Source organism: Olsenella massiliensis (genome assembly GCF_001457795.1).
GTDB classification, from domain to species: Bacteria; Actinomycetota; Coriobacteriia; order Coriobacteriales; family Atopobiaceae; genus Olsenella_F; species Olsenella_F massiliensis.
Genome location: NZ_LN898211.1, coordinates 559,398 through 586,310, shown reverse-complemented (window position 1 = coordinate 586,310; position 26,913 = coordinate 559,398). Strand labels below are relative to the sequence as shown.

The window sequence follows — 26,913 nt, the reverse complement described above, 5'->3', positions numbered from 1 at the left end:
CTACCTCTCATCCTGTGCCGTGTGCGAACCCTCATGACGCGGGCGGCGGCTCCGCATGCGCATGCCAAAACCTACGACGGCGGCGCCAAGGGCCGCGACGCCCAGGACAACGGCCACGGGAAGCGTCGTGTCATTGGTCCGCGGCAGCGTCCTGGCGTCCTTGCCACCGGCGGTATGATCGTCGCCGGGACCTTCTGCCTGGGTGACCCTCATGGTCAGCTGGATGGTCTCGTCGTCGCTCGCCACGGCATCCTTGCCGTCAGGCCACTGGACGGCCTCCCAGGCAAACGAGAACACCCTGCGCGTGCCCGACGCGGAGGTGGCCACAGCGGCAAAGGAGCCCTTGACCGTGCCGACCATGGTGAGGTTCTCCCCCGCCGGAGCGTCGCCGTCAATCTTGATGCCGGGCACCGTGAGCCGCATCCACCCGTCGTTCGCGCCGGCGGCGTCCACGACCCTCTCGAGGTCCGTATAGGTCTTGATGGAGGCGGGGTCGCTCAGGCCAAAGGAGACCGTCACGGTCCTGCCGCTCACGCGCACGTCACTCACCTTGAAGCCGTCACCAAAGTCGGCGGCGATGACCTTGCTCGCGTCAAGGTCGGACGGCAGCGTCATGCTGTCAGGAACCGTAAACGTGGCCTCGAACGCGAACCTCATGGCATCCAGCATGATGGCGTCGTGACTGACATTGGGATATGCCGCCTCGATGTTGTTCATCTGCTCTTGGATGGACGCCGCCAAAAGGGCGCCCGTCAGGTCAAACGTGGAGCCCTGGGCGGCCTGAATGGGCGCGTCGTGCTCGGTGTTGGCGCCCACCAGCATGTCACCGGGAAGCGTGGAGGCCATGGGCGCGACAACCTGGACCGTAAACCGAATGCCGTCGTCGACCGACGTGGCCGTCGCATCCATGCCCTCGGGCGTCTGCACGCCCTCCCACATGAAGGAGAATACCTTCGTGGTGCCCGTCGCGACCTTCGTCGCATGGGCCTTGAAGCTGCCGCTCACGGTACCCACGACGGTGGCGGTCGTTCCTCCCAAGACGTCGTCGTCGATCTTGACGCCGGGGAGGGTGACCTTCATGGTGTCGCCGAGGTTGTTGACGACGGCCTCCTGAAGGTCCTTGTAGGTCTTTATGCCGTCCTTGAGCGTCATGGTCACGGTGACGGTGTTGCCGCTGACCGAGACGCCGGACACCGAGAAGGTGTCGGCAAAGCCGTCAGTCCTGATGGCGTCCTTGGTCAGGTTCTGGGGCAGGGTCATGCCCTCGGGAATGGTGAAGGTGGCCGTGAAGGAGGAAGACATGTCCGAGAGCTCGATGCCGGCATAGTCGGTCGTGTTGGGGAACAGGGCCTCTATGCCTCTCATCTGAGTCTTTACCACGGACGCCTCGATGGTGCCCGTAAAATCGACGGTCTGGCCGGCAAGGACGGGATACACGCTCTCGTGCTCGGTGTCCCCCCCGACCAGGATGTCGGCGGGAAGCGTCTGTTGAGCGGGCTTCACCACCAGGATCGTCTGTCGAATGCCCGCGCCCCGGGGATCCTTGCCCCCCTGGACCTGCTCGCCGTTCCATGCGTAGTCGAACTTCTTGACCTTGCCCGAGACGGTGTTCTCCGCATACGAGGAGAACGTGCCGCTCACGACGCCCGTGGCAGCAAGCTCCTGGCCGTTGGTCACGTTGTCGGCGTCAAGCGTGAGACCCGCGACGGTGACGGTGATCGGCTTGGCAATCACCTCGCTTGGCGCATCGTCCTTGCCGGTGGACTCCACGGCGTCCTTGAGCTGCCGGTAGTTGGCATAGCTGCCCTTCAGGCCAAAGGTCACGGTAACATCCTGGCCGTTGACGGACGTGCCGGTGACCTCAAAGCAGTCCCCGAGGCCCGTCGTCGTGACCGTGGGATCGGACGGCACGACGACGCCGTCGGGCAGCGTGATGGTTGCCGTGAAGGTGGACGAGGTGTCAGAGAGGGCGATCTTGGTGAGGTCGTCCAGGCCGCCTGCGATGGAGGCCTCAAGCGCGTTCATCTGGCTCACGATGCCCGCGGCATCGACGGCGCCGGTCATGCTGAAGGTCTCGCCCGTGACGGCTTCCTTGACGGACGTGGTCTTGTCCTGGGAGCCGCTCCACATGTCGCTCGGAATCGTGGTCGTGCCCTCGACATGCTCGATCGCAGGGTCGACGTTCCACTTGAGGTAGTAGGTCATGTCCTGCGTCAGCTCGGCGGCCCCGTCAATCTTGGCCTTGGAGGAGCCGGCGGCGTCCGTGAACCAGTAGTAGTACTCATGCCCGTAGACGACCCCAAAGAAGATGAGCTCGACGTCCTCGTTGCCCAGCACGTGTCGCGCGCGGCTCGCGATGCCCGTGTAGGCGGCGTCGGTGTTGGTGCCGGTAGGGCTGGCGATGCCCTTGGTCTTCGCCGAGACGGAACCGTCGCCCAGGGATGCGAGCAGTGCGTCGAGGGTCGTCTTGTCGGTGGCCTTGGGGCGCCTCTTGACGACGGCGACCTCGCCGCCGTTCTCGTCGGTCGTGACGTCAAACACGGCAGGGTTCCTCTTGAACACGCTGTCGGCGGAGAAGACGCCGCCGTTTGCGGAGAACTTGACGCTGACCAGTCGGTCCTCCCACGTGGCATACAGGTCGATGACGCTGGTGCCGGCGGGGACGGCAAGCCTGCTGCCCGCGGCGACGGCGTCGCCCGCGCCGTCAGGCTGGGTGGTCCATCCCTTGAAGACCTTGCCCGCGACGGCAAAGGAGGGGGACGCCTTCATAACGTCGTCCCCGGAGAGCACCTTGATGGTGCGGGCGGGGTCGCTCGACGTGGAAAGATACGTCGCGTCGGTGGCGGCGCCGTTGTGATACCTGACGGCGTAGGACGAGGCGTCGCTCTCCCATGTCGCATAGACCGTCATGTCAGAAGAGACCGTGGTGCTCGCGGAGAACGGCTGCTCGGCGCCGGTCGCGTCCTTGTAGAACCAGCCACGGAACTTATAGCCCGCCGCCACGGGCGCCTCCGGAGCCTTGGTGGAGCCTCCCGCGACGGACGCGGCCGTCTCAAGCGCATAGCCGCGCATCGCGAGCGCGGTCACGTCGGCCGTGGACCCATCGGGATAGGCCGCCGCGACCTGCTGCGTCGCGTCGGCCGCATTGAGCTTGAAGGTCACGGTGGCGGCGGGGACCCAGACGTGCTTCTCGCCGTCGCTCGACGCCCTGGCGACGGCGTAGTCGTAGGGCTGGCCGCTCTTGTTCAGGGGCTTGAGCACGGCCGTGGACGGGTCCGCGAGGGTGAACAGCGAGAGCCTCTCGTCGCCGTTGGCGGCACCGTTGGCGGGGATGGTGCTGCCCATGGCGCTGTTGTAGCTCGGCGCGTACTTGACGCGATACGAGCCTCCCGTCACGACGAAGTTCTTCGTCGTCTGGCCGGCGCCGTTGTCGACGTCGCGCGCCGCCGGGGTCTCGACGAGGCAGTCTTCCCTGAACTCGATCGAACCCTTTGCCTGCGCCCCAAAGAGGGCGCCGCCGTTGCGCCCGTCGCCCTTGATGGTCGAGTTGGTGAGGACGACCGTGCCGGTGTTCACGTTGAGACCGCCCACGCCGCCGTTGGTGAACTCGAGCGTGGAGTTCGTGACGTTGACGGCGCCGTTCTCGACGCCGACCGAGATGCCCGCGGTGGAGCCCGCGTTGGCCGTGATGCGCGAGTTGACGATGTTGGAGGCCCCTTGAATGGTCATGCCCGTCCTACCGTAGAATGACGGGTTGATCGTGAGGTCGGAGTCCTCCATGTTCAGCTTGCCCACATAGAAGGTCTGGCCAAAGCCTTTGACCGTGAGAGACGCGTTCCTGAGGTTGAGGTCAAACGCGTCAAACCAGGTGCGCGCCCGGGAGTTCACGTTGATCGTGCAGTTCTCGAACGTGATGCCAGGCGCGTAGAAGTTGGTGTTGCTCTTGTCGTCCGCCGTGATGGTGAGCTTGTCCTTGCCCGCGGAACCCTTGACGGTGCCGGCAAGGAACAGGCCGTGCGTGCCGCTGCCGGCTGCGTTGTCCTTGAGGACGTAGGTGCCGTCCGTGATGGTCGAGCCCCTCTCGGCGGTGAGCGCGGTCTTGAAGCCGGTCATCGTGAGCGTGCCCGCGCCCGTGAGGGTGGCGCCGCTCTTGAGGACGATGCCGTCAACGCTGTTGTCGCTACCGGTGACCTGCGCGCCGTCGGCCGCAACGGAGAGCGTCACGCCCGAGGGGATGCTGGCCGTTGCGGGCAGGGCGATGTTGCCCTTGACGCACATCGTGGTGATGGTTGGGTTGGCGGCCTGCATCTGGAGCGCCTTCGCGAGCGTCTTGAGCGCCCTGCCGTCAAACGACGACCCGTCGTTGGCGTCATCGCCGTTTGTCCCGTCAACGAAGACGGTGCTCATCGCGCCCGGTGCGCGATGAGCACGCGCCTGCGAGGTCACGTTGGTCAGGGCCGTCGCAAGGGCGGTCGTCCCGCCGGCATCGGGGCCTGCGTCGGACGACTCGCCGGTAGGGGCGGTCTTGTCGCTCCCCTCGGCCGGGGTCGAACGCCCGTCGTCGCCCCTGTGCGAGGCGTCCGGGATGCCCGGCGCGAGCACATCCTCCCTGGCGGAATCACTGCCCGCCCCACTGTCGTCCTGCTGGACGGCGACGCCCTCCAGGCTCGCCGCCTGCTCGCCATAGACGAGCGCCGGCACGAGGAGGCTGGACAGGGACAGCACGAGCATGGCAGCTAGCAGGCCTTTGGCCACGTTTCCGATTGGTCCGGCCCCAAACCGCCGCACGCCATTGCTCGTCTTCATATGTCTCCCACCGATATGCAGTCTGATATCTGACATTATGTTACCTACAGATACATTGAAGTATGACCCCCCCCCACCTGAAAATCAAGGTAAACCGCTAGGAAATGCCTTGTCGTGGCGCACGATTCGGCCAGCGCCCAAGGGAAGGCGCCCCAAACGGCAAGGTCGTCCCAGCGACCGGCAGGGTCAAAAAACCATCCGGGCGGCACGGGCCATGCGCCGCTTGGGGGCACGGGCCATGCGCCGCTTGGAAGCAGTGGTCATGGCCGCTTGGGTGGCAGAAGCCCGTCCTGACATGGTGACATCGTCGCTTGCGGGTATACGGACGATATGCAAGCCCGACGACGATGCGCCATGCCGTGTCGTCGAGCTCATGAAAGCAGTTCGACCGTCAGGGCCGCACGCTTGCGCGAGCCCGCGACGCGCCGGCACGGCGGAAAGCGAGGATGCCCGAATGTCCAAGTCAGATATCATCTGTCCCTGCCGGCACGTCTCAAGGCAGGACGTCATCGATGCCGTGGCAGACGGCGCGCAGAGCATGCACGACATCAAGAAGATGACCAAGGCCTCCACCAAATGCGGCAAGTGCGCCAAGAAGGTGGAAACGTGCCTGGAACAGGCCTTATCCAAGGGCGGAAGCAAAGCGAACGGCAAGAAGGACAAAAAGGACAAGGGCAAATCCAGCAAGAAGGGCAAGGCGCATACGTCCGGTAAGAAGGGCAAAAAGGACTAGGGCCACCATGGAGTCGTCGGGGGAACGGCCTGAAGGCCGTCCCCCTTTCATGATATGCATATTAAAGGCATAGATATTCATCCCCTATTTGGGCGTGTCGGACATAGTCGGCATTACTCGGCCTTTTTTGGCTCATTCGCCCCAAAAAGGGCCGAGTAATGCCGACTTATGCGTCGCCCGACGCCTAGCGAGTGAATGATACCTCCTCGACCATCCATACCGCCACGCTCTTGGCCGGCTGACGCGCGTTTGGCATTCAACATTGACTGTCAGCCGCCCCGGCGGGCCGCTGCGTCATAATGAGACAGGCCAAAAAAGGAGGTCCCCCATGAGCACGGCGCTTCTCATAGCAAATCCCAGCTCGGGAAAGGCTGATGCCGAGGAAGAGGTTTCGACCGTCAGCGAGCTCCTCAGCGAGCACTTCGACGAGGTGACGACCCAACTGAGCACCAGTGCCGAGCACGCCATGGAGCTGGCGCGCGAAGCTCGGACCAGCGGTGTTGATGCCGTCTTCTCCCTTGGAGGCGACGGCACCGTGAGCCTGGTGGTCCGCGGCTTGCTTGACGGCGCCGCAGACGCCGACGAGCTTCCCGTCCTCGGCATCCTTCCCGGCGGCACGGGCAATGGGTTTGCCCGCACCCTGGGCATTCCCTCCGACGTGACGTCCGCCATCGAGGCCATGGACTTCACGTCCACGCGCCCCATCGACATCGGCACCGTCAACGGAACGCCCTTTACCTACACGGTGACCGGAGGGTCGCTGCCCGAGGGCATCCGCGACGTTTCCTCCGAGGACAAGAGCCGCTTTGGGTTCTTGGCCTATGTGACGAGCGAGCTTCAGCGCATTGGCGACGACGAGAGCCATCGCCTGCGCATCACCGTCGACGGGGAGCGCTCGGTGGAGGACGTCAACTCCTTTGTCGCCTTCTCGGTCAACACCATGGTCAACATGATCACCACGGAAGAAAGCTCCGGGGAGAGCGACGGCCTCGTTCATCTTGCCGTGCTCAAGGAGGCGACGCTCCCCTCGCTCATGTCTCTCCTTCCGAGCATCTTGACGAGAACTGCCGAGGAGAGCGACCAGGTGCTCCTGCTGAGCGGAAAGAACATCCGCGTCGAATGCCTTGACGGCAACCTGCGGTGCGGGCGCGACGGAGACGACGGGCCAGAGCTGCCCATTGACCTGGGAGTCCTGCCGCAGCGCGTCAGAATCTTTGCCATGAGGGGATGACGCGGGGTCGTCCGGGCGATCGCGAGCCGCGCTCGCGGTCAGCATAGGCTCCCGGCGCTACGACGTGACCTCCATCAGCACGTCGCCCGCCGTCACATGCGCGGGCGCCACGTCTCGCACCGCGCGACCCGACGAGACCAGCTCGTCCGTGTTGGAGACGGCCAAGATGACCACGTCGGGATAGCCGGCCTGGGCCACCTTGCCCCTGTCAACCCGCACGAGGGTCTGTCCGGCGAGCACACGCCGCCCCTTGGCGACCCTCACGTCGAAGCCCTCGCCTCGCATCTCGACCGTGTCAACCCCCACATGCACGATAATCTCGACCCCGCCCGGGGTCGAGATGCCGTAGGCATGCGGCATCGCCGCAGTGACGGTACCGTCCACGGGGCAGCGCACCTCGTCGTCATCCGGCCAGATGCCCACCGAGACGCCCATCATTCCCTCCGAGAACACCGGGTCGGGTATGTCCGCCATGCGTACGACCCTCCCGGTGGCGGGAGACAGGATTTGCAGGGGGTCGGGCCCCTCGGCGCGTTGCGCGCCCGTGAACGCATCGCATAGTCCCATGAAACCGCTTCCTTCCGCTTGGGCGACCCGTCCTTGGGTTCGCCCGTCCCCTTGCCCTCGATTCATGACCGCAACGCCGACGCCCACCGCCGACGCCCGACGCCGCCAGGGTCGCGGTGTCGCTGAGGCCGTCGAGGCCGTTGGCTTCGGCGGGGCCGTTGGCGTCCAGTTTGACAGAACCATTACACCAGGAAGACGTTGCCCTGGTGAAAGAACGCTATGCTGAGGCATCAACTTTGCGCCCCGCCCGCCTCGGCGCGTCCCCGTCTGCCTTGCCGCGAGACGCGCGGGCGGAACCGACGCCAAACGTCTTGGAGGGTCCTTGGACGTCATCGTGCATGACCTTGGCAAGCATTACAGCACCATGCTCGCGAACCACTGCGATCACGTCATTGAGGCGGACGGCCGATATGCCGGCTGTCAGGGCTGCTTTGGCTGCTGGACCAAGCACCCTGCCGCGTGCTTCATCAAGGACAAGCTCCACATGGTCTGCCGCGTCATAGGCCAGGCGGACAGGATCACCATCATCACGGAGAACCTCTACGGTAGCTACAGCCCGCAGGTCAAGGCGGTGCTCGACCGAAGCATCGGCAGCTCCACGCCCCTGAGCTGCTATCGCGGGGGCCAGATGCACCACTGCCTGCGCTACGGGCCCCACGACCTGTGGAGGGTCGTCGTCTATGGGGACGTCACCGCACAGGAGCGCGAGACCTTCCGGCTACTTGCCCGGCGCAACGCCATCAACGAAGGCTTCGAGCGGTTCGAGGTCGCCTTCCTTGAGGACCTCTCGAAACTGCGAGGCGCGCTATGAGGACCCTCATCGTCAGCTGCAGCCCCAAAAGGCGGCTGAGCGCCTCCGGGCTGCTGGCGTGCGTCCAACGCCTGAGCGTGCGCGGGACGGTGCGGCGCCTCGCGCTCAGGAGGCACGGGGACTTGCCGGCCGTCCTGGAGCACCTCGGCCAGGCAGACGCCGTCATCCTCAGCATGCCGCTCTACGTGGACGGCGTGCCCTCTCACGTTCTCGAGTTTCTCAGGGAGGCGGAGGCGTTCTGCAAGGCTAACGACCTTCATCCCCGGCTCTACTGCATCGCGAACAACGGCTTCATCGAGGGCAGGCAGAGCGAGCCCCTCATGCGAACGCTCGAGAACTTCTGCGCGCGAGCCGGTCTTGACTGGTGCGGGGGCGTGGGCATCGGCGGCGGCGTCATGCTCAACGTGAACGCCGTGCTCATGTGTGTCAAGCTTGCCCTGCTTCCCGTGAGCCTGCTGCTGAACCGGCTGCTGCCAGACGGCTCCACGCCGCTTGACGTCCTGGCGGACACGGCGATAAATATGCTGATCCTGCTCGCCCTATGCTCGACCATCCTGTTCTTCCTGGTACGTCAGGGGCGCGCCGTCAGCGCGGGCGCAGATGCCGGGACCCACTACACCCGCGTCCTCATCCCGTCGTTCATTTTCATCCCCATGGCCAACGTGTTCTTTGTCATCGTGTCCCTGTTTCAGGGAGGCCTCTTTAGGGGCTGGCTGGCGCCAAAGGAGATCAGCCAGCCCAACCCCGAGGCCTGAGTTCCCAGGCGCGAGACAGACATCCGAACGCATGCCTCGTCGGGCGGGTCGAACGCTCCCCGCGCGCACTCTGGGCGCCCCGCAAACGTATACTCAAGACACAATTCGGAACGAGCGAAGGGGCGTCGCACCATGATGATCGACTTTTCGAGCGTCGAGGCAGTCAGCCACACCAACTTCAAGGGCGGCACCGGCAGCGTCACCATGCAGGCGGTTGACGACGGGTCGGTCCGCGTGATGCGTGCGACCCTGCAGCCCCACTCGTCGCTGGGCCTGCATCGTCATATGGGAGATGCTGAGGTGGCCTACGTGCTCTCCGGCACGGGTCGCATCATTGACGACGGGATCGAGCGCCCTCTGACGCCCGGCGCGCTCACCTACTGCCCCAACGGCAAGGAGCATCAGATCGTCAACGACGGGGACGAGGACCTCGTGGTCTTGGCGGTGATTCCTCGGCTGTCAGATGAGCGCCCTGCTGACTAACGAAAACCCCAAAGGGTGACAGCAGCAACTCCCCTCGCCCTGCCCGCGTCTTCGTTGACGGTCTGGCGGAGGGCGCGGACCCGCCGACGACGCGACCGCGCGCGTCAACACGCCCTTTGACGTCTGGCAGGCGATTCAGCAGCATTCCCGTCCCAAAGAATGGAAAGATCCAGACCACCTATGCACGCGTCTTGACGAGGGTCATCAAAAAGTCGGCATTACTCGACGGTTTTCCCCCATTTTGGGCCCAAACACCCGAGTAATGCCGACTCGCAAGGGGATGCCCGGAGCACGTGCTGATAATCCGGTCAATACTATGCAAAACAATCTGCAACGAGCGTCGGTCGACTTTGGCGAACGCCACATGACCCAACATAGCCCCGGCAAACAGACAGAAAAGTAAAGAGTTCTTGACATATATCCCACGGCGCCCTATCGTAATCGAAAAATGTAAAGCTTGCTTTACATACGACAGAAGCGTCAGAGGAGATGGGAAGGGGCGATCAACGTGAGACAGATGGACGAGATGGAGCGAGCGGTCCTTACGAGGTCGGAGGGATGGGGCTATCGGGCCCTACTGCTGGCGATGTCCGCCTGGGTCCTTGGCTGCTGCCTTACGTCCGCCCTGAGCAGGACGAGGCTCGACCCCCTCCCCGGGCTCGTACTGCTGTTTGGCAGCTTGGTACAGGGAGTCTCGAGGCTCGTCATCGGACGGAGGCTCGCCTCCGGGGGCGAGGAGCCCCATGAGCCAAACCGGCTCCTCCTCATGCTCGTCGAGATCACGGCGATCGTCGCTGCACTGGTGGCGATGGGGGCCTGCCTCGTCTCCGGAGCATGAGGCATGAGAAACGCCGTCAGGGAGCTCCGGAAGAAGGACGGCCTTCGCCAGGCTGACCTCGCAGCAATGCTGGGGGTCAGTCGCCAGACGGTCATAGCCATAGAGAACGACCGGTATGACCCTTCCCTCGCCCTCGCGATCAAGATCGCGGGGCTGTTTAGGATGCCAGTGGAGGAGATCTTCTTCCCCGACAACTGAGCCTGGGCGCTCGCGCAGATCGGCCCGGCTCCTGGGAGCCGGGCCGATTCGCTTGAGGGCGGCCGCGCGCTGGCGTGCCGCGCAGCCTGGGACGGTAGCCTCCTTGCGACGCGTCGTCGTGGAACCCTACTTCGTGCTGTTCGCAATCGCCTGATCAATCAGCCTGTCCAGCGCCTCCCTCTGCGCGGCAGACGTAATCGCGCCCACGATCGGCTCCCCCACGACGTTGCCGTTGCCATCGATGACGTAGGTGGTCGGGAAGGAAAACAGCCCCGAGACGAGCTTGCCGGCGTCGCCGTCCGTATTGAACCAGACGTTTTTGTACGTAACGCCCTTCTTCGACAGGACGTCCTTGGCATCCGATATCTCGCCCTGGTTGCCGTCGAGCGTAAAGGAGTTAACTCCCACGACCTGGCCGCCCTTTTCGGCAAGCTTCTTGTTAAGCGCCTCCAGCTCCCCAAGCTCCTCCACGCACGGCTTGCAGCTCGTGAACCAGAAGTTCATCACGGTCACCTTGCTCTTTGAGAAAAGCTCGTCGCTGCTCACGTCGTTGCCATCAAGATCCTTGCCCTTGAAGCTGGGAAACTTGGTGGACTTGCCTGCGTCGCCCGTCATGCCCGCGCTCGCGGCGTCAACGCTCTCGCCCGCGCCGGACGTGCTTGCGCAGTCGGGAAACTCCTTCTTGAGCGCCGCGAGCTTGTCCTCGATCTTCTTGATCTTCTCGGCCCCTGTCTTGAGCACGTTGAACTCGTCGGCCGAGAACGTATCCTTGGCGCCCTCCACGGTGGCAAGCAGGAAGTCGCCGTAGTTCGAGCCGTCCCCTATCATCGAGGAGTCCTTGTTTGCCCCAGCAAACACCTTTTCCCATAGGCTCTTGTCGCTTGAAAGAATGTCGTTCTCCTTCTGCATGAGCCTGTTGTACAGGTCGGTCGCCTCCTCGGCGTTCTTGGGCTGCTCCGCAATCAAGGCCTCGATGCTCGCATCGTCTGGTGCCGGCTTTTCCTTGTCGCCCCCGGGCGTCGAACAGGCCGCGAGGCAGAGCACCAGCGCGGACATCATCAGCGCGGCCACAATCTTCATAATCTTCGGTAGCTTCGTAACGCTCATACCATTCCTCCGTTTTCCTGAATCCTGAATCCTCGCTCTTACGTGCTACTTGTCCTCACACGGCTGAGAAGGCTGCTTGCTCGGCAGACTAAAGCCGTAGCGGAACCTGACGGCGTCAACGGGACAGACGCTTATGCACTTGCCGCAGCGAATGCACTCGGCATGGTCGGGCGAGCGCGTGACGTCGACGTCCATCTCGCACGCCCTCGCGCACCTGCCGCACGAGACGCACGTGCGCCGGTCAACCTGCATTCCCAGCAGAGACACCTTGTTCATGAGCGCGTACCATGCACCAAGCGGGCAGATCCATTTGCAGAAGGGGCGATAGAAGAGCACGCTCAGCACGACCACCGTCACCAAGATAATGAGCTTCCAGGTAAACAGCCGGCCGAGGGCGGAGCGTATGCCGGTGTTGACGACGGCCAGCGGAATCGCGCCCTCAAGCACCCCCTGCGGGCAAACGTACTTGCAAAAGAAGGGATCGCCCATTCCCGTGTCGCTTACGACCAGCGCGGGAAGCAATACGACGGCAAGCAACAGCACGGCATACTTCACATACCTGAGCGGCTTGAGCTGTTTCGTCGACAGCTTCTTGCCGGGGATCTTGTGCAGCAGCTCCTGCAGCCAGCCAAACGGGCACAAAAACCCGCACACGAAGCGCCCCAGCAACACGCCGATCAGGATCAGCGTTCCGGTCACGTAATAGGAAAAATTGAACTTTGAGGAGCCCACCACCGCCTGGAACGAGCCTATGGGGCACGCGCCCGAGGCCGCCGGGCACGAATAGCAGTTGAGGCCAGGCACGCAGACCGTTTTTCCCGCACCTTGATAGATGCCGCCTTTGACGAAGTTGGGCAGATGGACATTGGTGAGCAGCGTCGCCGCCGCCTGCACCCAACCACGAAGGCGGCTCAAACGATGTGAGGCAGGGTTTTTTCTCTTATCCAATTCCGATACACTCCAAGCAAAGTCTGATCGCCTTGGCCAGCACGGCGTCTGCCTCGCCGCGCATGGCGCCAAAGCACACCATGGTTATCCCGACGACCAGCAGGGCAGACTGGGCTATGGGTTTTATCGCTTTGATCAATGTGCTCGCTCCTTTCATCTCGCGTCCCATTGGACCACACCGGCCATAAAATCCGTGTTAAGCGTGAGAGGGCCCGCACGAGGAGGGTGCCATGCGTATTTTGGTTGTCGAAGACGAGCGGGCGCTGTGCGATGCGATCGCGCGCAGTCTGCGAAAGCTTGCCTATAGCGTTGACTGCAGCCACGATGGGCGCCAGGCCCTGGACATGCTCGCCGTCGATAGCTTTGACCTCGTCGTGCTCGACCTCAACCTTCCCCATGCCGACGGCATGACGGTGCTCAAGGCCCTCAGGAAGGACGACCGAGAGACCAAGGTGCTCATCTTGTCGGCCCGCTGCGAGGTTGCCGACAAGGTGGCGGGCCTGGACGCGGGGGCAAACGACTATCTGACCAAGCCGTTTCATCTGGACGAGCTCGCGGCGCGGGTCCGCAGTCTGACGCTCAGACGCTTTACGCAAGACGATGTCGTGCTGACCTGCGGAAGTCTTAGCTTCAACACCAAGTTGCGCACGGCGGCCGTCGGCGATGCGGTCCTGTCTCTGACCCGCAAGGAAACGGGAATCCTGGAGTACCTCATGCTCAACCAAGGGCGCCCGATAAGTCAGGAGGAGCTCATCGAGCATGTGTGGGACAGCAGCGTGAACAGCTTCAGCAATTCGGCGAGGGTGCACATCTCGTCGCTCAGAAAGAAGCTGCGCGGCGCCTTGGGGCACGACCCCATCCGCAACCGCATCGGAGAGGGCTATGTAATGGAGGAGGCCTAAGTGAGGCGACTCTCGCTGCAATGGCGCATCACGCTTATGACGGCGCTGCTTCTGTGCCTGACCTGCGTGCTCATGAACTGCCTGATCGGCTACTTGGGCATGCGCTCCATGGAGTCGATCGGCACCGGCCTGGCGGCCCACGGCGACGTCAACGGGGGCGACCCCACGTCGTTTGACCCGGCGAGCGAGGAGATAGACCACGAGCTCACGATCGTCGTGAGCGATGCGCAGGAGTCCTTTGGCACGGCCAGCTGGTATATAACGGCGGCGATGACGCTGCTCGGGGGCGTCCTGGCGTATTTCGTGAGCGGGTGTGCGCTCAGGCCGCTGAGGTCCTTTGCGGCCCAGGTCGAAAACGTGCGGCCCGACAACCTGGCTGACATGAAGATCACCGAGGACGTGCCGTTGGAGCTTGCGCGTTGCAGCGCATCGTTCAACGACATGATCGACCGCCTTGACGAGGGCTTTGCCGCGCAGCGGCAGTTCACGGGCAACGCCGCGCACGAGCTGCGGACGCCGCTGGCGCTGATGCAGGCACAGATAGAACTGTTTTGCTCCGAGCATCCCGACGCGCAGCCCGACACGGCCGACCTGCTTGGCCTGCTGCAGGAGCAGACCGAGCGAATGTCTCAGATGACACGGACGCTGCTCGAGATGAGCGAGCTTCGCAGCGTCCCCTGCAACGACATCATCGAGCTTGCGCCCATGGTCGAGGAGGTTCTCGCCGACCTCGCGCCCCTTGCCGAGCAGAGGGGCATCGCCCTCGCGTGCGACGGAGATGCCCAGGTACTTGGCAGCGACACCCTGCTGTATCGCATGCTGTTCAACCTGACCGAAAACGCCATACGATACAGCCGCGCCGACACCACCGTCAGCGTCTCCGTCAGCGCAGAGGACGATCGCGCTTGCGTGCGGGTGAAAGACAGCGGCCCCGGGATACCCAGCCAGTACCAAAAGAGCGTCTTTCAGCCCTTCTTCCGTATTGACACGTCGCGCAGCAGGGCATATGGCGGCGTCGGCCTTGGCCTTTCGCTGGTCTGGGAGATCGTCTCCCTTCATGGCGGCACGATAGAGGTTGAAAGGAGCTCCGAGGACGGGACCACCATGCTTGTGACGCTCCCGCGCGGGTAAGGGCCGCTGCGTGGGGCCATTGCGTGAGGCCACGCTCGCGACCTCGCCCGGGCATTCGACACCGACGACCGCGACATCGGGAGAAGGCCGTGTCGGCGCGTGCCGCGCAGGCGGTCCCATGGGCTCGGACGCCGCGACGTGTCGCGCCTATAGGTTTGAGGGCTACGGCATACCGCGCGTATAAGTTTGAGAGCCGCATCACCATTCACCTATAGGTTTGAGAGGCCGAAGGACACAGACTGATAGGTTTGAGGAAGCCGGTGGCGCGTACCAATAGGTTTGAGAGCCCAAAAAGAACGAACTAATAAGTTTGCGAAATTGCTGCGGCGTTTGCCCAGGTAGAAGCTCCCCCTTTTTCTCAAACTTATAGCTCTGCTTGGGAGAGACCCTCAAACCCATAGGAATCCGCGTGCGTCGCCACCGATGCGCGAGACCTTCCACAGACACTATCGACAGCCCGCATCCTTGCTTGCGGTGGGCTCAGCCCGCGCCCCCTACCGACGCCGGGTCAGCCGTCGTGCGCCGACGGCTGCCTGCCCCGAGACGGCCTGGCAGCTAGCATCCTCCTGGTGGGTCGCCCCGGCGACGCCGGTACCTGACCTCATGCGAGACGAGCTCGTGTTCATGCTGAAGAGTCGCAGGCGAAAAACCTGCCAACCTACGGGGTGACAGTCCCGGCGCCATTTCGAGGCTCTGCATAGGTGGGCGGGTCTACGTCATGCCCTGAGTCTGCGCCCCGTCGAGCCGCTCTTCGACCGTCGCCCCCCTGATCACACCATCCATTGGACCACCTTTCGTCTACGCAGAGTGACGCGAAAAGAAAAACACCCGTCTAGATTTTTCATACGAAAAATCTATGCTTGCGTCACAAACGCCATTTCCGATGGGCTGGTACGTGCACCTCTCGGCTTGCAATCTTGTCGGACCTCTGTCGAACCTTGTCGGACCTCAGGTACCGGGGTCACTCGAAATGCTCATCTTGGTCCGTAGGGTTGTCGAACCTCCACCAGACCTTGTCAGACCCGAACGACCAGTCACACGGAGCCCAAATTCGGAGCCATCCCAACAGCCTGTAAATTCCCAAGCAGCGAACTGCACCAGGGTGATCATGCAAATAACATTCAGGCGTCTTCCGCCATCACCGTGAGACAGCCGCCCTCGAGCAGAACGGGCGCGCCGAGACCCGCCGCAGCTCAAAGAGCTCGGCGACCGAGGCGACCGTGACCCTCCACTCCTCGACCCAGACTTGGGCTCGATCATCTCGATCCCTCCGAACGCCCTAGAAGCAAGCCGCCTTTCGCAACCTGCGATGTCCACGTCCCATGCGATAATGACCGCGAGACGCGGTGCGCGTGAAATCCAAGGCCGCGCGACCAGATGCGATGCTTGCCGTGGGCGGAGTGTCCGGCTTCGACCCGACGAGCTCGACTTCCGATCAGCTACAGCATCATCCAAGAAAGGCGGAAAGAGGGTGGACGACGAGGCGCTTGGCCTGCCTAGGCCAAAGAAATGCGAAGGCGAGCAATTCACCGTCCTCGATTATGAAACGGAAGAATACGCGAATGCTCGGACGCTCGAGGAGGCCATCGCCATCCGGAGCGCCAGGGCGTTCCTCAGGGACGTGGCCCCGGACGATTTCTCCGACGACCTGCCGGGTGTCAAAAAAAATTGGAATCGCGGAGCTTTGGGCTCTTGGCAGAGGCTCAAGATAGGTAGTGACTATAATGACCAGCGCACAATTCGCTTGGATTAACTTTTATGAAGAGTTGGCCGACAAGCTGTTGGCCTGTCGAAGCAGGCGCGACGTCCTGATAAACAAGCTGACATCAGTCTACGAATCGATTGGAATGAGTCTTCCCAAGCTTGAGGCGGATGAGCTACACGACATCGACCCATTCACCGTCTTCGGCCTCTTCAACAAGGGCATCACGGACGCAAACCGGCAAAAGATCATCGCTGGCATCGCCGGGGTTTTCGGCGTCGGGGCAGACCAGCCCACGGATTTCGAGGGTATTCCCGTGCTCAACAACCTCAACGCGACCTTCTATGCCTTCGCCGAAGACGACCGGCGCGGCGAGCACGACATCGACAACCTCTGGTGCGTGTTCGAGGCCGAGGTTGCACTGACCGCCGACGACAACGAGGAGAACCGGAGGGCCTTCGTAGAGGCATTCGATGCCGCCGTCACCCAGTTCACGCTTGGCTGGAAGCTCACCATGGGCCTCTACTGGGCGAGGCCCTACAACTTTATCAGCTTGGACTCGCGCAACCGCTGGTTCATGGCCGATGTTGCAAAGGCTGGCACCGCCATCGCCGATATTGTCCCGAAGGAGAAGGATGCACCTATTCATGATGGCGAACGCTACCTCGCCATATGTGATGCCATCAAGTCAAGGCTCGGAAGCGACGAGTGCCCGTATGCAGACTTCCCCTCGCTGACGGCTGCCGCTTTTGTGGAGTCCGAGCGCGTCAATCAGGAGAGGAAGGCTGCCGAGAAGGCCGCTTCCGAAAGGGCGGAGGAGAACGCCCTCGGAGACGGGGGAATCGAGACTACGCACTACTGGACCTACTCTCCGGGAGATGGCGCTGCGAAGTGGGACGACTTCTACGCACGTGGCGTGATGGCCCTTGGCTGGAGCAAGCTAGGCGATGCCGAACGATACGCCAGCAAGGAAGACATCCGGAAGAGTCTGCGTACCCTGTACAGCGGCAAGACCTCACAGAAGAACTCCGCGCTCGCGCTCTGGCAGTTTTCACGCGAGCTGAAGCCGGGCGACATCATCTTCGCGAAGCGAGGGTGGGACGAGATCCTTGGGCGTGGCATTGTTGAAGGGGACTACGAGTTCGATGAGAGCGACGACTCCTATCCGAACATACGTAGGGTGCGCTGGACGCACAGTGGTAAGTGGCGCAGCGAGTACCACGTCGCCACGAAACCTCTAACGGATATCACGGCGTATCCCAATCTCGTTGCGCAGCTCAATTCGCTCTTCGAGGACGAGGACAGTGAAACCGAGGAAGACTCAGGCGTAGTCGAATACCCGGCGTACACGCCCGAGGACTTCCTCTCGGAGGTCTACATGGACGCCAAGCGCTACAGGACCCTCGTCAACGTCCTGCGCGCGAAGAAGAACATCATCCTGCAGGGCGCCCCGGGCGTGGGCAAGACCTTCGCCGCCAAGCGCCTGGCCTACTCCATGATGGGCGTGAAGGACGCCGAGCGCGTGATGATGGTGCAGTTCCATCAGAGCTACAGCTACGAGGACTTCATAGAGGGTTTCCGCCCGAACGCGCAAGGTTTCGACCTCGAGAAGGGCGCGTTCTACAACTTCTGCAAGAGGGCCCAGGACGACTCGGACAACGACTACTTCTTCATCATCGACGAGATCAACCGCGGCAACCTCTCAAAGATCTTTGGGGAGCTGTTCATGCTCATCGAGAACGACAAGCGCGGGCCCAGAAACACGCTGCAGCTCCTCTACTCGCACGAGTTGTTCTACGTCCCAGGCAACGTCTACCTCATAGGCATGATGAACACGGCTGACCGCTCGCTCGCCATGCTCGACTACGCCCTGCGCCGCCGCTTTGCGTTCTTCGAGCTCCGACCAGCTTTCGACACGGAGAGCTTCACCGCATACCAAGAAGCGCTGAACAGCGAGAAATTCGACAGGCTCATCGCCTGTGTCGTGAGACTGAACGAGGCGATCGCGTCCGACGAATCGCTCGGCAACGACTTCTGCATCGGTCACAGCTACTTCTGTCGCATGTCCCCGGACGACGTGACGGACGAAAGGCTCTCGGCAACCGTCGACTACGAGCTCGTGCCGATGCTGCGCGAGTACTGGTTCGACGAGCCTTCTAAGGTCGATGAGTGGGCGGGCAAGTTGCGCAGGTCCATCCAGTGATTCGGATTCAGAACATCTACCACATGCTCGCCTATGCGTTCCAGACGCTGCAGGGGCAGGGCTACCGCGACATCGGCACAGAGGAGTTCGGAAACACCGCCGACCTTCTCGCCGAGATACTGGCGCGGGGCGTGAGCCTGCAGCTCAAGCGCGGCCTTGGCCGGGAATACGTCGACCGAGAGGAGGCGCTCTCCTCCCCGAGGGGAAAGATAGAGCTGTCCGAGTCCCTTAAGACGCGCTCGATTCTTCGCAGACAGCTGGTCTGCAGCTATGACGAGTTCAGCACGGACACGCGCATGAACCGCATCCTCAAGGCGACGATCATGCTCTTGATTCGCTCGGACATCGACAAGGCGCGCAAGAAGGCACTCAGGCGGCTGCTCCCGTACTTCGCGGATGTGGACGACGTAGACCTTGTGCATGAGGACTGGCACATGCGCTTCGACCGGAACAACCAGACCTACCGCATGCTCATTAACGTGTGCTGGCTGGTCGTGAAGGGCCTTCTCCAGACACAGGAGGACGGGAGCCTCCGTATGGTGGACTTCCTCGACGAGCAGCGCATGAGCCACCTATACGAGAAGTTCATCCTCGAGTACTACAGGCGCGAGCATCCTGAGCTTTCCGCAGGGGCGCCGTACATTAGCTGGGCGCTCGATGACGGCTTCGATGACATGCTCCCCACCATGCACACCGACATAACGCTCGCACAAGGCAGAACTGTTCTCATCATCGACGCAAAGTACTACAGCCGCACAATGCAACAGCAGTTCGACAAGCGAAGCGCCCACTCGGGCAACCTGTACCAGATCTTCACCTATGTGAAGAACAAGGAAGCGGGGCTGGCTGACACGACTGAGCCGCATGGCGTGTCAGGCATGCTGCTCTATGCCAAGACGGATGAAGAAATCCAGCCGGACGGCGTGTACCAGATGAGTGGCAACCAGATAAGCGTACGGACGCTGGATCTGAACCAGCCCTTTGAGACGATATGTTCGCAACTCGATGAAATTGCCGAGGCGCATTTCTCGAAAGAGGCAGCTCATGTTTGAGAGCCTGACGAAACATCTGTCCGCAATTGAGAATACCGAGGAATTTGGCAACTGGGTCGTAGACCGAGAGAGCAAGGGCACCATGGATGACCCAATCAAGATGCCCTACGTGAACTACGGAACGATGGTTACCGACACTGAGCAGGCAATTTACGACTTCGTCGACAAGCATCCCGAATACGGACTCACGCATTACCGCGACATACTCGAGCGCAACGGGCTCGAGTGGGGTAGCCAAGCAATGTCCGAGGCCGATGTGTCGGAGCTCGACGGCCAGGTGGTGATGGCGCTTCTACTGGAGGCCGTAAGGGCAGAACGCTTCTGTGAGGGAGCTCTGCTCGCCCTCTTTGAAGACGGCAGCATGAGACGCTGGCTTCTGCGGCTGCGCGAGATTGACAGTGGAGGCCGTAATGAGTGATAACTTGAGCTTCACTATAGAGATACCTAGCGATGAAGACGGGTTCGTTTTGCTGCAATGCCCGCAATGCGGCGAGCTCTTCAAGCTGAGGCCGGGCGATTACGAGTCGGATGACGTATTGGAAGTCTGCTGCCCTGCCTGTGGTATCGCATCCGAAAACTATCTGACCGAGGACGTCATAGACCTTGCGGCGGCTATATGCAAGAACAAGACGTTCGATGCAATACATAAAGAGATGAAGAAGCTCGAGAGACAGACCAGGGGAAAGGCCATGTCGTTCAAGGCAGGCAAACAACCAAGACCAGACAACGAGCCCGTCTTACAGCCTTCTATAGATGCACTTGCTATTACGACCTGCAAGCACTGCGGAAAGCAGTCGAAAGTATCGCGGCTCCTTTCAATGTCGAAGTACGTATGTCCGTTATGTGGGGTGAGCAATTTCAATGACCGATAAGACCGCCTTTAAGAAGACCCTCTACCGCTTCAGCCATGAGGCGAACGTACTTTTGCGCTCGAGTTGGGAGGAATCACCAGCGCCTTTCAAGCGTTTTCTTGACCGCATTGAAGCAGAGCCGGACATAAAGGCGTATCTCGACGATTGCATTGATAACCATATCCCTGAAGGTTTCAATGCAGGAGAAGACGTCCGGGAGGTAGCGGGGGACCTCGGAACCACCTTCATTAATTTCAGTACCATACCCGAGGAAGAGAGCGCAGAAGTGTATCTCATCCTCAAGGAAATGATTGCCCAGAACATTCACGGTAGAAGCTATTTCTACTACACCTTTGCAAGCGGAAACAGATTCGAAGATATGTACAAAGGTTTCTTGGACAAAGTTGTGCGGCGTCTCGTCGCAAACATAACCGAGCATCTGACCATGATTGGAATCGAAATGGGACTCGATAGCGGAGATTCAGTGACAAACAATTTCGAGTCTGTGCACAACCTGCAAATGAACCAAGCAACTGACAACTCAACTATCAATGCAACTCAAAACATCGGCATAGACGAGCACGCCTCGAATAAATTGATTGATGCGATTCTTAGCGCTGCAGAGACAGAGATTGATGATGCTGAAACGATTGAAGACGTGCGCGATAACGCTGAAATTGTCCGTACACAGATAGAGAGCGGCGAACCCAAGCGGGGAGTTCTCAAGAGTACGCTTGGTTTCTTGCGAGGAGTCAACGGTGGAGCCCAGTTCGCAGCTGCTGTTACTCAGCTTATCCAGTTCATGAATAACAGCGGCTTTCAATTCCCGTTACCTGGCTAAGGCGTGCACTCGTCAATTTAGCATTGTGAACGGTTGCGACCAGCGCCCCCGAGATCCGAAGCTCCCGGAGGTGCCCTGCGCTTAGAGCGTGCCGAGCGCGTTGAGGTGGCGGCGGAGAAGCGCCCGGCTCTCGCCGACGATGAGCATGCTCACGACGGCGAGCCTGACCAGGACGTCCTCGAAGTCCAGGTGCTCGGCAAGGTAGGCAGCTGCCAGCCGTTCGAGCGCCGCGCGGTCCGCATCCTCCTCGGGGAATCCCTCGCCGCCGTTCTGCGTGACTTGGCAGAAGACGAAGACCAGGTCGTCCACGTCACGGGTGAGGAATTCGGCTACGTCGCCACCGTGTGCCCAGCCCTCCTCCAGAATCTCGAAGCCCCTGCGCTCGAGATAGACCCTGACGCCCTTCTTGGCCCTGGTGTCGATGGCTTCCATAACGTCCTCCTTAGCTCCCGGCCCACCCCGGTGGCGCGCTTTGTGGCTCGCATGCCGGCGGGGTTCGCGCAGGTGCAAGGAGGAAAGCAAACCCGGAGGGCTTGAGTTTTCGCGAGGGCGTCCTGTGCCCAGCGAAAAGTTTTTGCGACCCTTGCGGCCGCAAGCGGTTCCCGGCGAGGCCGCAAGGGTCCAAGGAGAGCCCCTGGAGGCGGGCAAGGTGCAAGGAGGCATTGGATGCCCACACGGGGCGTAAAGGAGCGCCAGGGTACGTCGCGGCAGTGTCTCGAACTCTGGAGGATGCGCGAGCTAGCACCATTGTCTTCATCGCCACGGGGGCCGGCGTTTCTGCTCTCTGCCAGGTATGCAGGCCTATCGGCGGCTCATCTCGAGGATGTCGTGGCCCTCAGTGTTGACTGTGGCAACGTCCGCCTCCCCGCGCAGGTCGACGAACTCCTTGGTCAGGCGCTCCACCTCGGCGTGCAGCTACTCGTCGACGGCGCCGCCGGCGCGTATCCACGACAGCTCCTGCAGCAGCTCCAGCAAGCTCTCGCGCAAGGCATGGTACACCCGGATGTTTGGCACCACGGTGATTGCCTCGTCGTGCAGCCTTGCCATGGTGAAGTCCTGCTTGTTCATGCCGCTTTCGGCCGCCACCCGATAGAGCCAGAGCTTCTGCTCAGGCGTCATCCGGACACGTCACCAGATTTCCACCCTGGTCGCGGCGAGGGCGCGTACCATCTCTCCCTGCTTGTCGGGGAAGAGATGCGCGTAGCGGAAGGTAACGTCCGAGCTCTCGTAACCCAGCCGCTCGGCTATGGACACGGCGGAGAAGCCCATCTCTATGAGCAGCAAGACATGGCTGTGGCGCAGGTCAGTGAAACGGGTGCGCTTAACGTGAGGGCGCTTGCAGCCGCGGTCGAGCTCATGGTGGGGCTTGGCCTTAGCGAAGGTGAAGATACGTTCGTCTACGCCGATGGGAAGCGAGTCCACTCACTGCTCGAGCTCGTCGGCAAGGAACTGGGCATTACGATGGTGCGGACGGCCTTGTGCGTCTTGGGCGGCGTCACCACGTCGCGCCCATGCAGACGCTGGTAGGATTTCGTCACTTTGAGCTCTGAGTGGGAGAAGTCGAAGTCTTCTGGCGTGAGCGCCAGGAGCTTGCCTAGGTGCAGGCCGCACCAGTAGAGCAGCTCGAAGGCATAGTGGCTCTCCGGCTTGCCGGAGACCGCGTCGGCGAAGCGCCGGTACTCCTTGCGCGTCCAGAAGAGCATCTCGCCGCCCTTGGGCGCGCCCATGCGCGTGGTCCTTGCGCAGGGGTTGCTCTTGAGGCCGTAGTAGCGCACGGCGTGGTTGAAGATGGCGAAGAGCTGATTGTGCGCTAGGGCGTGAATCATTGGTAATGCGGTTACATGCACGCATGTTAAGACCCGTTGCTGGCGGCAACGGGGCTGTGCGGCATATAAAAAGGGCGCCGAACAGCTGGAAAGGAGGTCGTTCGCATGTTGAACGAGAACATCAAGGCTCTCAGGAGGGCAAAGGGCCTTTCCCAGGAAGAGCTCGCCATCAAGCTGAACGTCGTCCGTCAAACCGTATCCAAGTGGGAGCAGGGCAGGTCGGTGCCTGATGCCGACATGCTCATCGCCCTCTCGGAAACACTTGAAACTCCCGTGAGCGCCCTGCTTGGCGAAGCCATCGTTGAGGAAGCCCCTGACGGCGTCAAGGCGATTTCGGAAAGACTGGAGGCTATCAACTTGCGGCTGGCACGGGCGAAGGAGTCCAGGAGGAGGGCCCTGCACTGGTCCTTCGTGGCCCTGGGCGCGATCGTCGTCCTTGCGCTCGTCGCCCTGTCCCTCTGGGGAAGCCCCTATCTGGATTGGGGCTTCTCCGACCCTGAGATGGCGGTTGTTGGCACCTTCCTGCATGGCTTCGAGTTCGTTTTCGTCAGGCTTGCCCCCGTGGTCTTCGTTGGGGCGATGGCGGGCGCGTTCGCAACCAGAAGAAAAGGCTAAGCAGGCACACTGAGCGCATGCTTGCCCTGGAGGGGAGGCGGTGGCACAACTGGGACGATTTACTCCCTCGACAAACCTTTTACTCCCCGTCCGCAGAGTGTCGCCCTGTGCCGCTGCATACGGCAATTGGGGGTAAATCAGCACAAGCATACCCCTGAAATGTCGATTTCGGGGGTGTTGGCCATGCTTGGCGGCATACATGGCGACACGCCGCGATGTGCCACGGACGGCTTGGTCCGACAAGAGTCGGGGTCGGCTACTCCCACTCTTGCACGCGCGTTTACTGCCACGCTATTCCACCGGGTCGTCGGCTTAGACCGTCCTACCGCCAAATCCCGCCGCGTGTCGTCGCGTGGGCGTTTGAGACAAACCCCCGGGACGGGTCAAACCCGGAGAATACGCGGACTGGAAGACGTTGCTGTGGCGTCTTCGTTCCGCTTTGCAGGCGGCGCGATTGAATGGAGCGGAAACGCCCCCGCAACGGCCGGTGGCTTAAGGCTTAGGCCCAATAAATCGAATTGCCAGTCTCGACGGACGCCACAAGCAGGGATCTGATTCGCTCGGCAGTGTAGTAATGCCCCTCGTCCATAAACGGGGCTCCCCACTGTTCGACCCAGAACTCTCGCGCCACCTTGGGCGCCCCATAGGGCCCAATCGAGTCAAACACACGGATGCGCTCACCGGTCTCGGAGAGGACCACGTCCATAAGCTGACCGCCTCCATCCCTTGCGCACCCCACGGGCTCCTGCTTGAACCTCTTGCTCGTAAGCGTGCGCCCGTCAACGATGAAGTATACGGAGTCGGCATCCATGCCAATCACACAGCTCGTTCAACGACGCCATGGCACGCAACGTCATGACTATTTTAATGGCCCAAAACACGAAAGAAGCAGCCTTTTCGCCACACGGCAAGCGCGATCTGCGCACAGAGAACGATGGGGGCATCAACACCGGCACAGCGATAATCGGAGCGTGACTGCTTTCGTATGCATCTCTACCTAGCTTCCTTCTTGCCAAATCGGAATACCGCCAGAAAGAGGAAGACCACAAGAAGCAGCGCTGCGCACAGGACGAAGGGGAAGGGTCGAAATGAGGTCGATGTCGCCCCGGCGGTGAAGTCGTGAAGCGAGCAGGAGACGAGGTAGCCGCTATAGCAGTATGGATAGGCTATCCATGCCGGGGTGTTCGCGACGAGGACGCCTGGGATGACGAGCAGAAGATTGAGCCCGATGGCAGAGAGGGGCTTCTCGAACGTCACCGTTATTGCCCACATGGCGGCGACGGAGGGGAGCATCGTGAGGAAAAGCCCGGCGCATGACTTCAACAGGTACGCAAAGGGCAGCGTTTCGCGGACCCCCGTCGCCTGAGTGACGGCAAGGCCGGCAAGCACGAAGACGGCAAAGAAGACGGCGACTTCCATCAGCAGGAAGAAGACGACCACCAGGAACTTCGCCACGGAGAGCTTGTGGCGACTGACGGGGAGCGCGAGCATTTTCAATATGCCGTTGTGCGACGTCTCGCAGCCCGCAATCATCACGCACACGACGATCATGCTGAGCGGGAGCAGATAGTATGCGTACACGAGCGCGCTTTGGACGAACATGGCAGACCACGCGTTCGTGTACTCAGGCGTGAGATAGCGGCCCAGGCTCGCCACGCCCGAGATGATCACGAGGATTGGCGCAATGAAGATGAGGGGCACTATCTTCGATCTCCGCACTTTAACAAGCTCGATTCCGATAAGGCCCAAAAGGCTCATGACCGCCTCCTACTCATAGTGACCACGCCCAGAGAGCCAGACGCCAGCCGCGAGAAAAACGGCCGTATGAGCCGCCGATGCCGCAAGGACCGCGATGTCCGGCTGAGCGCTCATGGCGATTGCCGGCTTCAGCATCACGACGAAGGGGTGCACCAGCGTCAGCGGAAGATCGACGCCGGCGAGCGCCACGGCGCTCAGAAAGCCCGCCACGCCCATTCCGAGGGGAATCCACATGTTCTCAAACCGTGACGACACGAGCAGCATGAACGTGAGCACGGGCATGGAGGTGGCGAGGGAGTATCCGGCGAACACAAGCACCTGGCCCATATCACAAGAGGAGGGGGGCAGGCTGCTCGAGCCGATCAGGGCGAGCGCCCCGTTCTGCATCGCGACGGCGAGAAGAAGGCCTACCGCGAGGACGAGGAGCTTGCTCGCATATATCTTGGCCATGCTCAGGGGCATCACGAGCATTTTTTTGATGGCCCCACCTCTGAACTCCAGGCCATAGACCGTGCACGTTGCGACGATGGCGCCAAACATGTTGAGAACGACTATCATTCCATAGAGCTGCGTAAGCAGGATATCCATGGGGTCAAGTGGCAGGCTGAGCAGCGTCTCCCCGCGCACGAGAAAATTGGCGAATGCGTACAGGCTCCCCATGAGACCGACGGCCGGCAGCACGATGGCGGCCCCTGTCCTGCGCTCCTTGCGCAGCTCGATCGATATCGCGCTCATAGGAGGGCCTTCTGCTTCCTCGCGAGGTTGTCCTGCTCGATTATCGCGAGAAAGAGCTCCTCCAGATTGTCGGCCGCGTAACCCGAGGAGAGCGCTTGGGACCGCAGATTGTCAAGACTTCCCTCGTAGAGCATCCTCCCGTGATTGAGGATGCCGATGTCGTCAGCCATGAGCTCTATCTCGGACAGCATGTGGGACGAGACAAGAATCGTGCAGTCGTACGTCGTCGGAAGGGACTTTATGAGGTTTCGTATCTCGTGGATGCCAACCGGGTCCAGCCCGTTCGTCGGCTCGTCGAGGATGAGGATCGGGGGCCTTCCAAGAAGCGCGCCGGCAAGCCCCAGCCGCTGCTTCATTCCAAGAGAGTACTTTTTTGCAAGACGGCCTCCAAACTCTGCCAACCCGACAAGTTCCAAGGCCTCGTCAATCGAGCTTTGGGGTAGGCCCAGTATCCTTCGAATGACGTCGAGATTCTCCCTGCCCGTCAGGTTCGCGTAGAAGGAAGGTGACTCGATGAAGGAGCCTGTCTTCTTGAGGATTGCCGTCTTGTCGCCTGGAAAGCGCATGCCGTCAATTTTGAACTCTCCCGCCGTAGGGGCGGTGAGCCCAAGGAGCATCTTCATGGTTGTTGACTTTCCCGCTCCGTTGGGTCCGAGGAACCCGTAGACGCTTCCCTTCCTCACATGCATGGAGACGCCGTCTACGGCGACGAAATCCTTATAGCGCTTCGTCAGGTCGCGCGTCTCGATGATGAGGGGAGGATGATGTGCCTGCTTGAAATGCGCGCGCTTCATCGCGGCTCCTTTCGTCATAAAAACAA

General features: G+C 61.5%; 29 protein-coding genes. 16 read left to right on the top strand and 13 right to left on the bottom strand.

Translation table 11 applies throughout. The features are described 5' to 3' along the window. Window positions 1–4,806: an InlB B-repeat-containing protein gene (locus BN3001_RS06630; RefSeq protein WP_058270973.1), complete on the bottom strand. Its 4,806-nt coding sequence runs from the start codon at window positions 4,804–4,806 to the stop codon at window positions 1–3. 262 nt (window positions 4,807–5,068) lie between these two features. Between BN3001_RS06630 and BN3001_RS08490 the strand changes: the two genes are divergently transcribed. Together BN3001_RS08490 and BN3001_RS06620 are read left to right on the top strand one after the other, a co-directional pair. Continuing rightward, window positions 5,069–5,539, top strand: a complete 471-nt coding sequence (locus BN3001_RS08490) for a (2Fe-2S)-binding protein (protein WP_197407467.1) — start codon at window positions 5,069–5,071, stop codon at window positions 5,537–5,539. A 328-nt stretch (window positions 5,540–5,867) separates the two neighbouring features. Further along, window positions 5,868–6,770 carry a diacylglycerol/lipid kinase family protein gene (locus tag BN3001_RS06620; protein ID WP_058270971.1) on the top strand — a complete coding sequence of 301 codons (903 nt, stop codon included), beginning with the start codon at window positions 5,868–5,870 and terminating at the stop codon, window positions 6,768–6,770. A gap of 57 nt (window positions 6,771–6,827) precedes the next feature. On the opposite strand, the gene BN3001_RS08485 is transcribed toward BN3001_RS06620, so the two are convergent. Beyond that, window positions 6,828–7,337: a PTS sugar transporter subunit IIA gene (locus tag BN3001_RS08485; RefSeq protein ID WP_058270970.1), complete on the bottom strand. Its 510-nt coding sequence runs from the start codon at window positions 7,335–7,337 to the stop codon at window positions 6,828–6,830. Between the two features lie 322 nt (window positions 7,338–7,659). Here BN3001_RS08485 and BN3001_RS06610 point away from each other — a divergent pair, with 322 nt between their 5' ends. The 5 genes from BN3001_RS06610 (at window position 7,660) to BN3001_RS06590 (ending at window position 10,422) form a co-directional block, all read left to right on the top strand. Next, a complete protein-coding gene (locus BN3001_RS06610; protein WP_058270969.1) occupies window positions 7,660–8,148 on the top strand; it encodes a flavodoxin family protein in 489 nt (162 codons plus the stop codon). Beyond that, entirely contained in the window at window positions 8,145–8,903 is a 759-nt protein-coding gene (locus BN3001_RS06605; protein ID WP_058270968.1) for a hypothetical protein, read from the top strand. The genes BN3001_RS06610 and BN3001_RS06605 overlap by 4 nt, the downstream gene beginning before the upstream one ends. 132 nt (window positions 8,904–9,035) lie before the next feature. Continuing rightward, complete coding sequence (locus BN3001_RS06600) at window positions 9,036–9,386, top strand: cupin domain-containing protein (protein WP_058270967.1); 351 nt, start codon at window positions 9,036–9,038, stop codon at window positions 9,384–9,386. A 508-nt stretch (window positions 9,387–9,894) separates the two neighbouring features. After that, window positions 9,895–10,224, top strand: a complete 330-nt coding sequence (locus tag BN3001_RS06595) for a hypothetical protein (protein WP_148362965.1) — start codon at window positions 9,895–9,897, stop codon at window positions 10,222–10,224. A 3-nt stretch (window positions 10,225–10,227) separates the two neighbouring features. Then, the gene (locus BN3001_RS06590) at window positions 10,228–10,422 is read left to right on the top strand and encodes a helix-turn-helix transcriptional regulator (RefSeq protein WP_058270965.1); all 195 of its coding nucleotides are present in this window, start codon (window positions 10,228–10,230) and stop codon (window positions 10,420–10,422) included. A 126-nt stretch (window positions 10,423–10,548) separates the two neighbouring features. On the opposite strand, the gene BN3001_RS06585 is transcribed toward BN3001_RS06590, so the two are convergent. From BN3001_RS06585 to BN3001_RS08755, 3 genes are read right to left on the bottom strand one after another with little or no spacing between them, the layout of a single operon-like run. Then, window positions 10,549–11,529 carry a TlpA family protein disulfide reductase gene (locus tag BN3001_RS06585; RefSeq protein ID WP_058270964.1) on the bottom strand — a complete coding sequence of 327 codons (981 nt, stop codon included), beginning with the start codon at window positions 11,527–11,529 and terminating at the stop codon, window positions 10,549–10,551. Window positions 11,530–11,574: 45 nt separating this feature from the next. Then, a complete protein-coding gene (locus BN3001_RS06580; RefSeq protein WP_058270963.1) occupies window positions 11,575–12,477 on the bottom strand; it encodes a 4Fe-4S binding protein in 903 nt (300 codons plus the stop codon). Further along, on the bottom strand, window positions 12,470–12,541 hold the full coding sequence (locus BN3001_RS08755; protein WP_254179316.1) for a CD1871A family CXXC motif-containing protein: 72 nt from the start codon (window positions 12,539–12,541) through the stop codon (window positions 12,470–12,472). Before BN3001_RS08755 ends, BN3001_RS06580 begins: the two co-directional genes overlap by 8 nt. A gap of 166 nt (window positions 12,542–12,707) precedes the next feature. Between BN3001_RS08755 and BN3001_RS06570 the strand changes: the two genes are divergently transcribed. From BN3001_RS06570 to BN3001_RS06535, 8 genes are all read left to right on the top strand, one after another. Continuing rightward, entirely contained in the window at window positions 12,708–13,379 is a 672-nt protein-coding gene (locus BN3001_RS06570; RefSeq protein WP_058270961.1) for a response regulator transcription factor, read from the top strand. Further along, entirely contained in the window at window positions 13,380–14,510 is a 1,131-nt protein-coding gene (locus BN3001_RS06565) for a HAMP domain-containing sensor histidine kinase (RefSeq protein WP_058270960.1), read from the top strand. It begins immediately after the preceding gene. 1,471 nt (window positions 14,511–15,981) lie between these two features. Further along, the gene (locus BN3001_RS06560; RefSeq protein WP_058270959.1) at window positions 15,982–16,263 is read left to right on the top strand and encodes a hypothetical protein; all 282 of its coding nucleotides are present in this window, start codon (window positions 15,982–15,984) and stop codon (window positions 16,261–16,263) included. Further along, window positions 16,235–18,415, top strand: coding sequence for an AAA family ATPase (locus BN3001_RS06555; RefSeq protein ID WP_058270958.1), 2,181 nt, complete (start codon window positions 16,235–16,237; stop codon window positions 18,413–18,415). The genes BN3001_RS06560 and BN3001_RS06555 overlap by 29 nt, the downstream gene beginning before the upstream one ends. Further along, window positions 18,412–19,467 (top strand): 5-methylcytosine-specific restriction endonuclease system specificity protein McrC, encoded by a 1,056-nt coding sequence (mcrC, locus tag BN3001_RS06550; protein ID WP_058271278.1) that lies wholly within the window; start codon window positions 18,412–18,414, stop codon window positions 19,465–19,467. The genes BN3001_RS06555 and mcrC overlap by 4 nt, the downstream gene beginning before the upstream one ends. After that, on the top strand, window positions 19,460–19,885 hold the full coding sequence (locus tag BN3001_RS06545) for a DUF6508 domain-containing protein (RefSeq protein ID WP_058270957.1): 426 nt from the start codon (window positions 19,460–19,462) through the stop codon (window positions 19,883–19,885). The genes mcrC and BN3001_RS06545 overlap by 8 nt, the downstream gene beginning before the upstream one ends. Next, complete coding sequence (locus tag BN3001_RS06540) at window positions 19,878–20,339, top strand: hypothetical protein (protein WP_058270956.1); 462 nt, start codon at window positions 19,878–19,880, stop codon at window positions 20,337–20,339. Before BN3001_RS06545 ends, BN3001_RS06540 begins: the two co-directional genes overlap by 8 nt. Next, the gene (locus BN3001_RS06535) at window positions 20,329–21,159 is read left to right on the top strand and encodes a hypothetical protein (RefSeq protein ID WP_058270955.1); all 831 of its coding nucleotides are present in this window, start codon (window positions 20,329–20,331) and stop codon (window positions 21,157–21,159) included. Before BN3001_RS06540 ends, BN3001_RS06535 begins: the two co-directional genes overlap by 11 nt. 81 nt (window positions 21,160–21,240) lie before the next feature. Here the strand turns inward: BN3001_RS06535 and BN3001_RS06530 are convergent, their stop codons facing one another. The 4 genes from BN3001_RS06530 to BN3001_RS08475 form a co-directional block, all read right to left on the bottom strand. Next, a complete protein-coding gene (locus tag BN3001_RS06530; protein ID WP_058270954.1) occupies window positions 21,241–21,591 on the bottom strand; it encodes a hypothetical protein in 351 nt (116 codons plus the stop codon). Between the two features lie 483 nt (window positions 21,592–22,074). After that, on the bottom strand, window positions 22,075–22,278 hold the full coding sequence (locus BN3001_RS06525; RefSeq protein ID WP_058270953.1) for a hypothetical protein: 204 nt from the start codon (window positions 22,276–22,278) through the stop codon (window positions 22,075–22,077). A gap of 9 nt (window positions 22,279–22,287) precedes the next feature. Then, window positions 22,288–22,581 (bottom strand): site-specific integrase, encoded by a 294-nt coding sequence (locus tag BN3001_RS08480; protein WP_058270952.1) that lies wholly within the window; start codon window positions 22,579–22,581, stop codon window positions 22,288–22,290. Continuing rightward, the gene (locus tag BN3001_RS08475) at window positions 22,557–22,985 is read right to left on the bottom strand and encodes a site-specific integrase (RefSeq protein ID WP_058270951.1); all 429 of its coding nucleotides are present in this window, start codon (window positions 22,983–22,985) and stop codon (window positions 22,557–22,559) included. Before BN3001_RS08475 ends, BN3001_RS08480 begins: the two co-directional genes overlap by 25 nt. 105 nt (window positions 22,986–23,090) lie before the next feature. Between BN3001_RS08475 and BN3001_RS06510 the strand changes: the two genes are divergently transcribed. Then, the gene (locus tag BN3001_RS06510; RefSeq protein ID WP_058270950.1) at window positions 23,091–23,600 is read left to right on the top strand and encodes a helix-turn-helix domain-containing protein; all 510 of its coding nucleotides are present in this window, start codon (window positions 23,091–23,093) and stop codon (window positions 23,598–23,600) included. A 499-nt stretch (window positions 23,601–24,099) separates the two neighbouring features. Here BN3001_RS06510 and BN3001_RS06505 read toward each other — a convergent pair whose 3' ends face one another. The 4 genes from BN3001_RS06505 to BN3001_RS06490 form a co-directional block, all read right to left on the bottom strand. Next, entirely contained in the window at window positions 24,100–24,420 is a 321-nt protein-coding gene (locus BN3001_RS06505) for a hypothetical protein (protein ID WP_148362964.1), read from the bottom strand. A 173-nt stretch (window positions 24,421–24,593) separates the two neighbouring features. Beyond that, window positions 24,594–25,358: an ABC transporter permease gene (locus BN3001_RS06500; RefSeq protein ID WP_058270948.1), complete on the bottom strand. Its 765-nt coding sequence runs from the start codon at window positions 25,356–25,358 to the stop codon at window positions 24,594–24,596. A gap of 9 nt (window positions 25,359–25,367) precedes the next feature. Further along, the gene (locus BN3001_RS06495) at window positions 25,368–26,093 is read right to left on the bottom strand and encodes an ABC transporter permease (protein WP_058270947.1); all 726 of its coding nucleotides are present in this window, start codon (window positions 26,091–26,093) and stop codon (window positions 25,368–25,370) included. After that, window positions 26,090–26,887, bottom strand: a complete 798-nt coding sequence (locus tag BN3001_RS06490) for an ABC transporter ATP-binding protein (RefSeq protein WP_058270946.1) — start codon at window positions 26,885–26,887, stop codon at window positions 26,090–26,092. Before BN3001_RS06490 ends, BN3001_RS06495 begins: the two co-directional genes overlap by 4 nt. Between the last annotated feature and the right edge of the window lie 26 nt (window positions 26,888–26,913).

Excerpts from the sequence above, each read along its gene's own strand:
- BN3001_RS06630 (WP_058270973.1), bottom strand. The coding sequence starts at position 4,806 with ATGAAGACGAGCAATGGCGTGCGGCGGTTTGGGGCCGGACCAATCGGA.
- BN3001_RS08490 (WP_197407467.1), top strand. The coding sequence starts at position 5,069 with ATGGCCGCTTGGGTGGCAGAAGCCCGTCCTGACATGGTGACATCGTCG.
- BN3001_RS06620 (WP_058270971.1), top strand. The coding sequence starts at position 5,868 with ATGAGCACGGCGCTTCTCATAGCAAATCCCAGCTCGGGAAAGGCTGAT.
- BN3001_RS08485 (WP_058270970.1), bottom strand. The coding sequence starts at position 7,337 with ATGGGACTATGCGATGCGTTCACGGGCGCGCAACGCGCCGAGGGGCCC.
- BN3001_RS06605 (WP_058270968.1), top strand. The coding sequence starts at position 8,145 with ATGAGGACCCTCATCGTCAGCTGCAGCCCCAAAAGGCGGCTGAGCGCC.
- BN3001_RS06600 (WP_058270967.1), top strand. The coding sequence starts at position 9,036 with ATGATGATCGACTTTTCGAGCGTCGAGGCAGTCAGCCACACCAACTTC.
- BN3001_RS06590 (WP_058270965.1), top strand. The coding sequence starts at position 10,228 with ATGAGAAACGCCGTCAGGGAGCTCCGGAAGAAGGACGGCCTTCGCCAG.
- BN3001_RS06585 (WP_058270964.1), bottom strand. The coding sequence starts at position 11,529 with ATGAGCGTTACGAAGCTACCGAAGATTATGAAGATTGTGGCCGCGCTG.
- BN3001_RS06570 (WP_058270961.1), top strand. The coding sequence starts at position 12,708 with ATGCGTATTTTGGTTGTCGAAGACGAGCGGGCGCTGTGCGATGCGATC.
- BN3001_RS06555 (WP_058270958.1), top strand. The coding sequence starts at position 16,235 with ATGACCAGCGCACAATTCGCTTGGATTAACTTTTATGAAGAGTTGGCC.
- BN3001_RS06545 (WP_058270957.1), top strand. The coding sequence starts at position 19,460 with ATGTTTGAGAGCCTGACGAAACATCTGTCCGCAATTGAGAATACCGAG.
- BN3001_RS06540 (WP_058270956.1), top strand. The coding sequence starts at position 19,878 with ATGAGTGATAACTTGAGCTTCACTATAGAGATACCTAGCGATGAAGAC.
- BN3001_RS06535 (WP_058270955.1), top strand. The coding sequence starts at position 20,329 with ATGACCGATAAGACCGCCTTTAAGAAGACCCTCTACCGCTTCAGCCAT.
- BN3001_RS06530 (WP_058270954.1), bottom strand. The coding sequence starts at position 21,591 with ATGGAAGCCATCGACACCAGGGCCAAGAAGGGCGTCAGGGTCTATCTC.
- BN3001_RS06525 (WP_058270953.1), bottom strand. The coding sequence starts at position 22,278 with ATGACGCCTGAGCAGAAGCTCTGGCTCTATCGGGTGGCGGCCGAAAGC.
- BN3001_RS08475 (WP_058270951.1), bottom strand. The coding sequence starts at position 22,985 with ATGATTCACGCCCTAGCGCACAATCAGCTCTTCGCCATCTTCAACCAC.
- BN3001_RS06510 (WP_058270950.1), top strand. The coding sequence starts at position 23,091 with ATGTTGAACGAGAACATCAAGGCTCTCAGGAGGGCAAAGGGCCTTTCC.
- BN3001_RS06500 (WP_058270948.1), bottom strand. The coding sequence starts at position 25,358 with ATGAGCCTTTTGGGCCTTATCGGAATCGAGCTTGTTAAAGTGCGGAGA.
- BN3001_RS06495 (WP_058270947.1), bottom strand. The coding sequence starts at position 26,093 with ATGAGCGCGATATCGATCGAGCTGCGCAAGGAGCGCAGGACAGGGGCC.
- BN3001_RS06490 (WP_058270946.1), bottom strand. The coding sequence starts at position 26,887 with ATGAAGCGCGCGCATTTCAAGCAGGCACATCATCCTCCCCTCATCATC.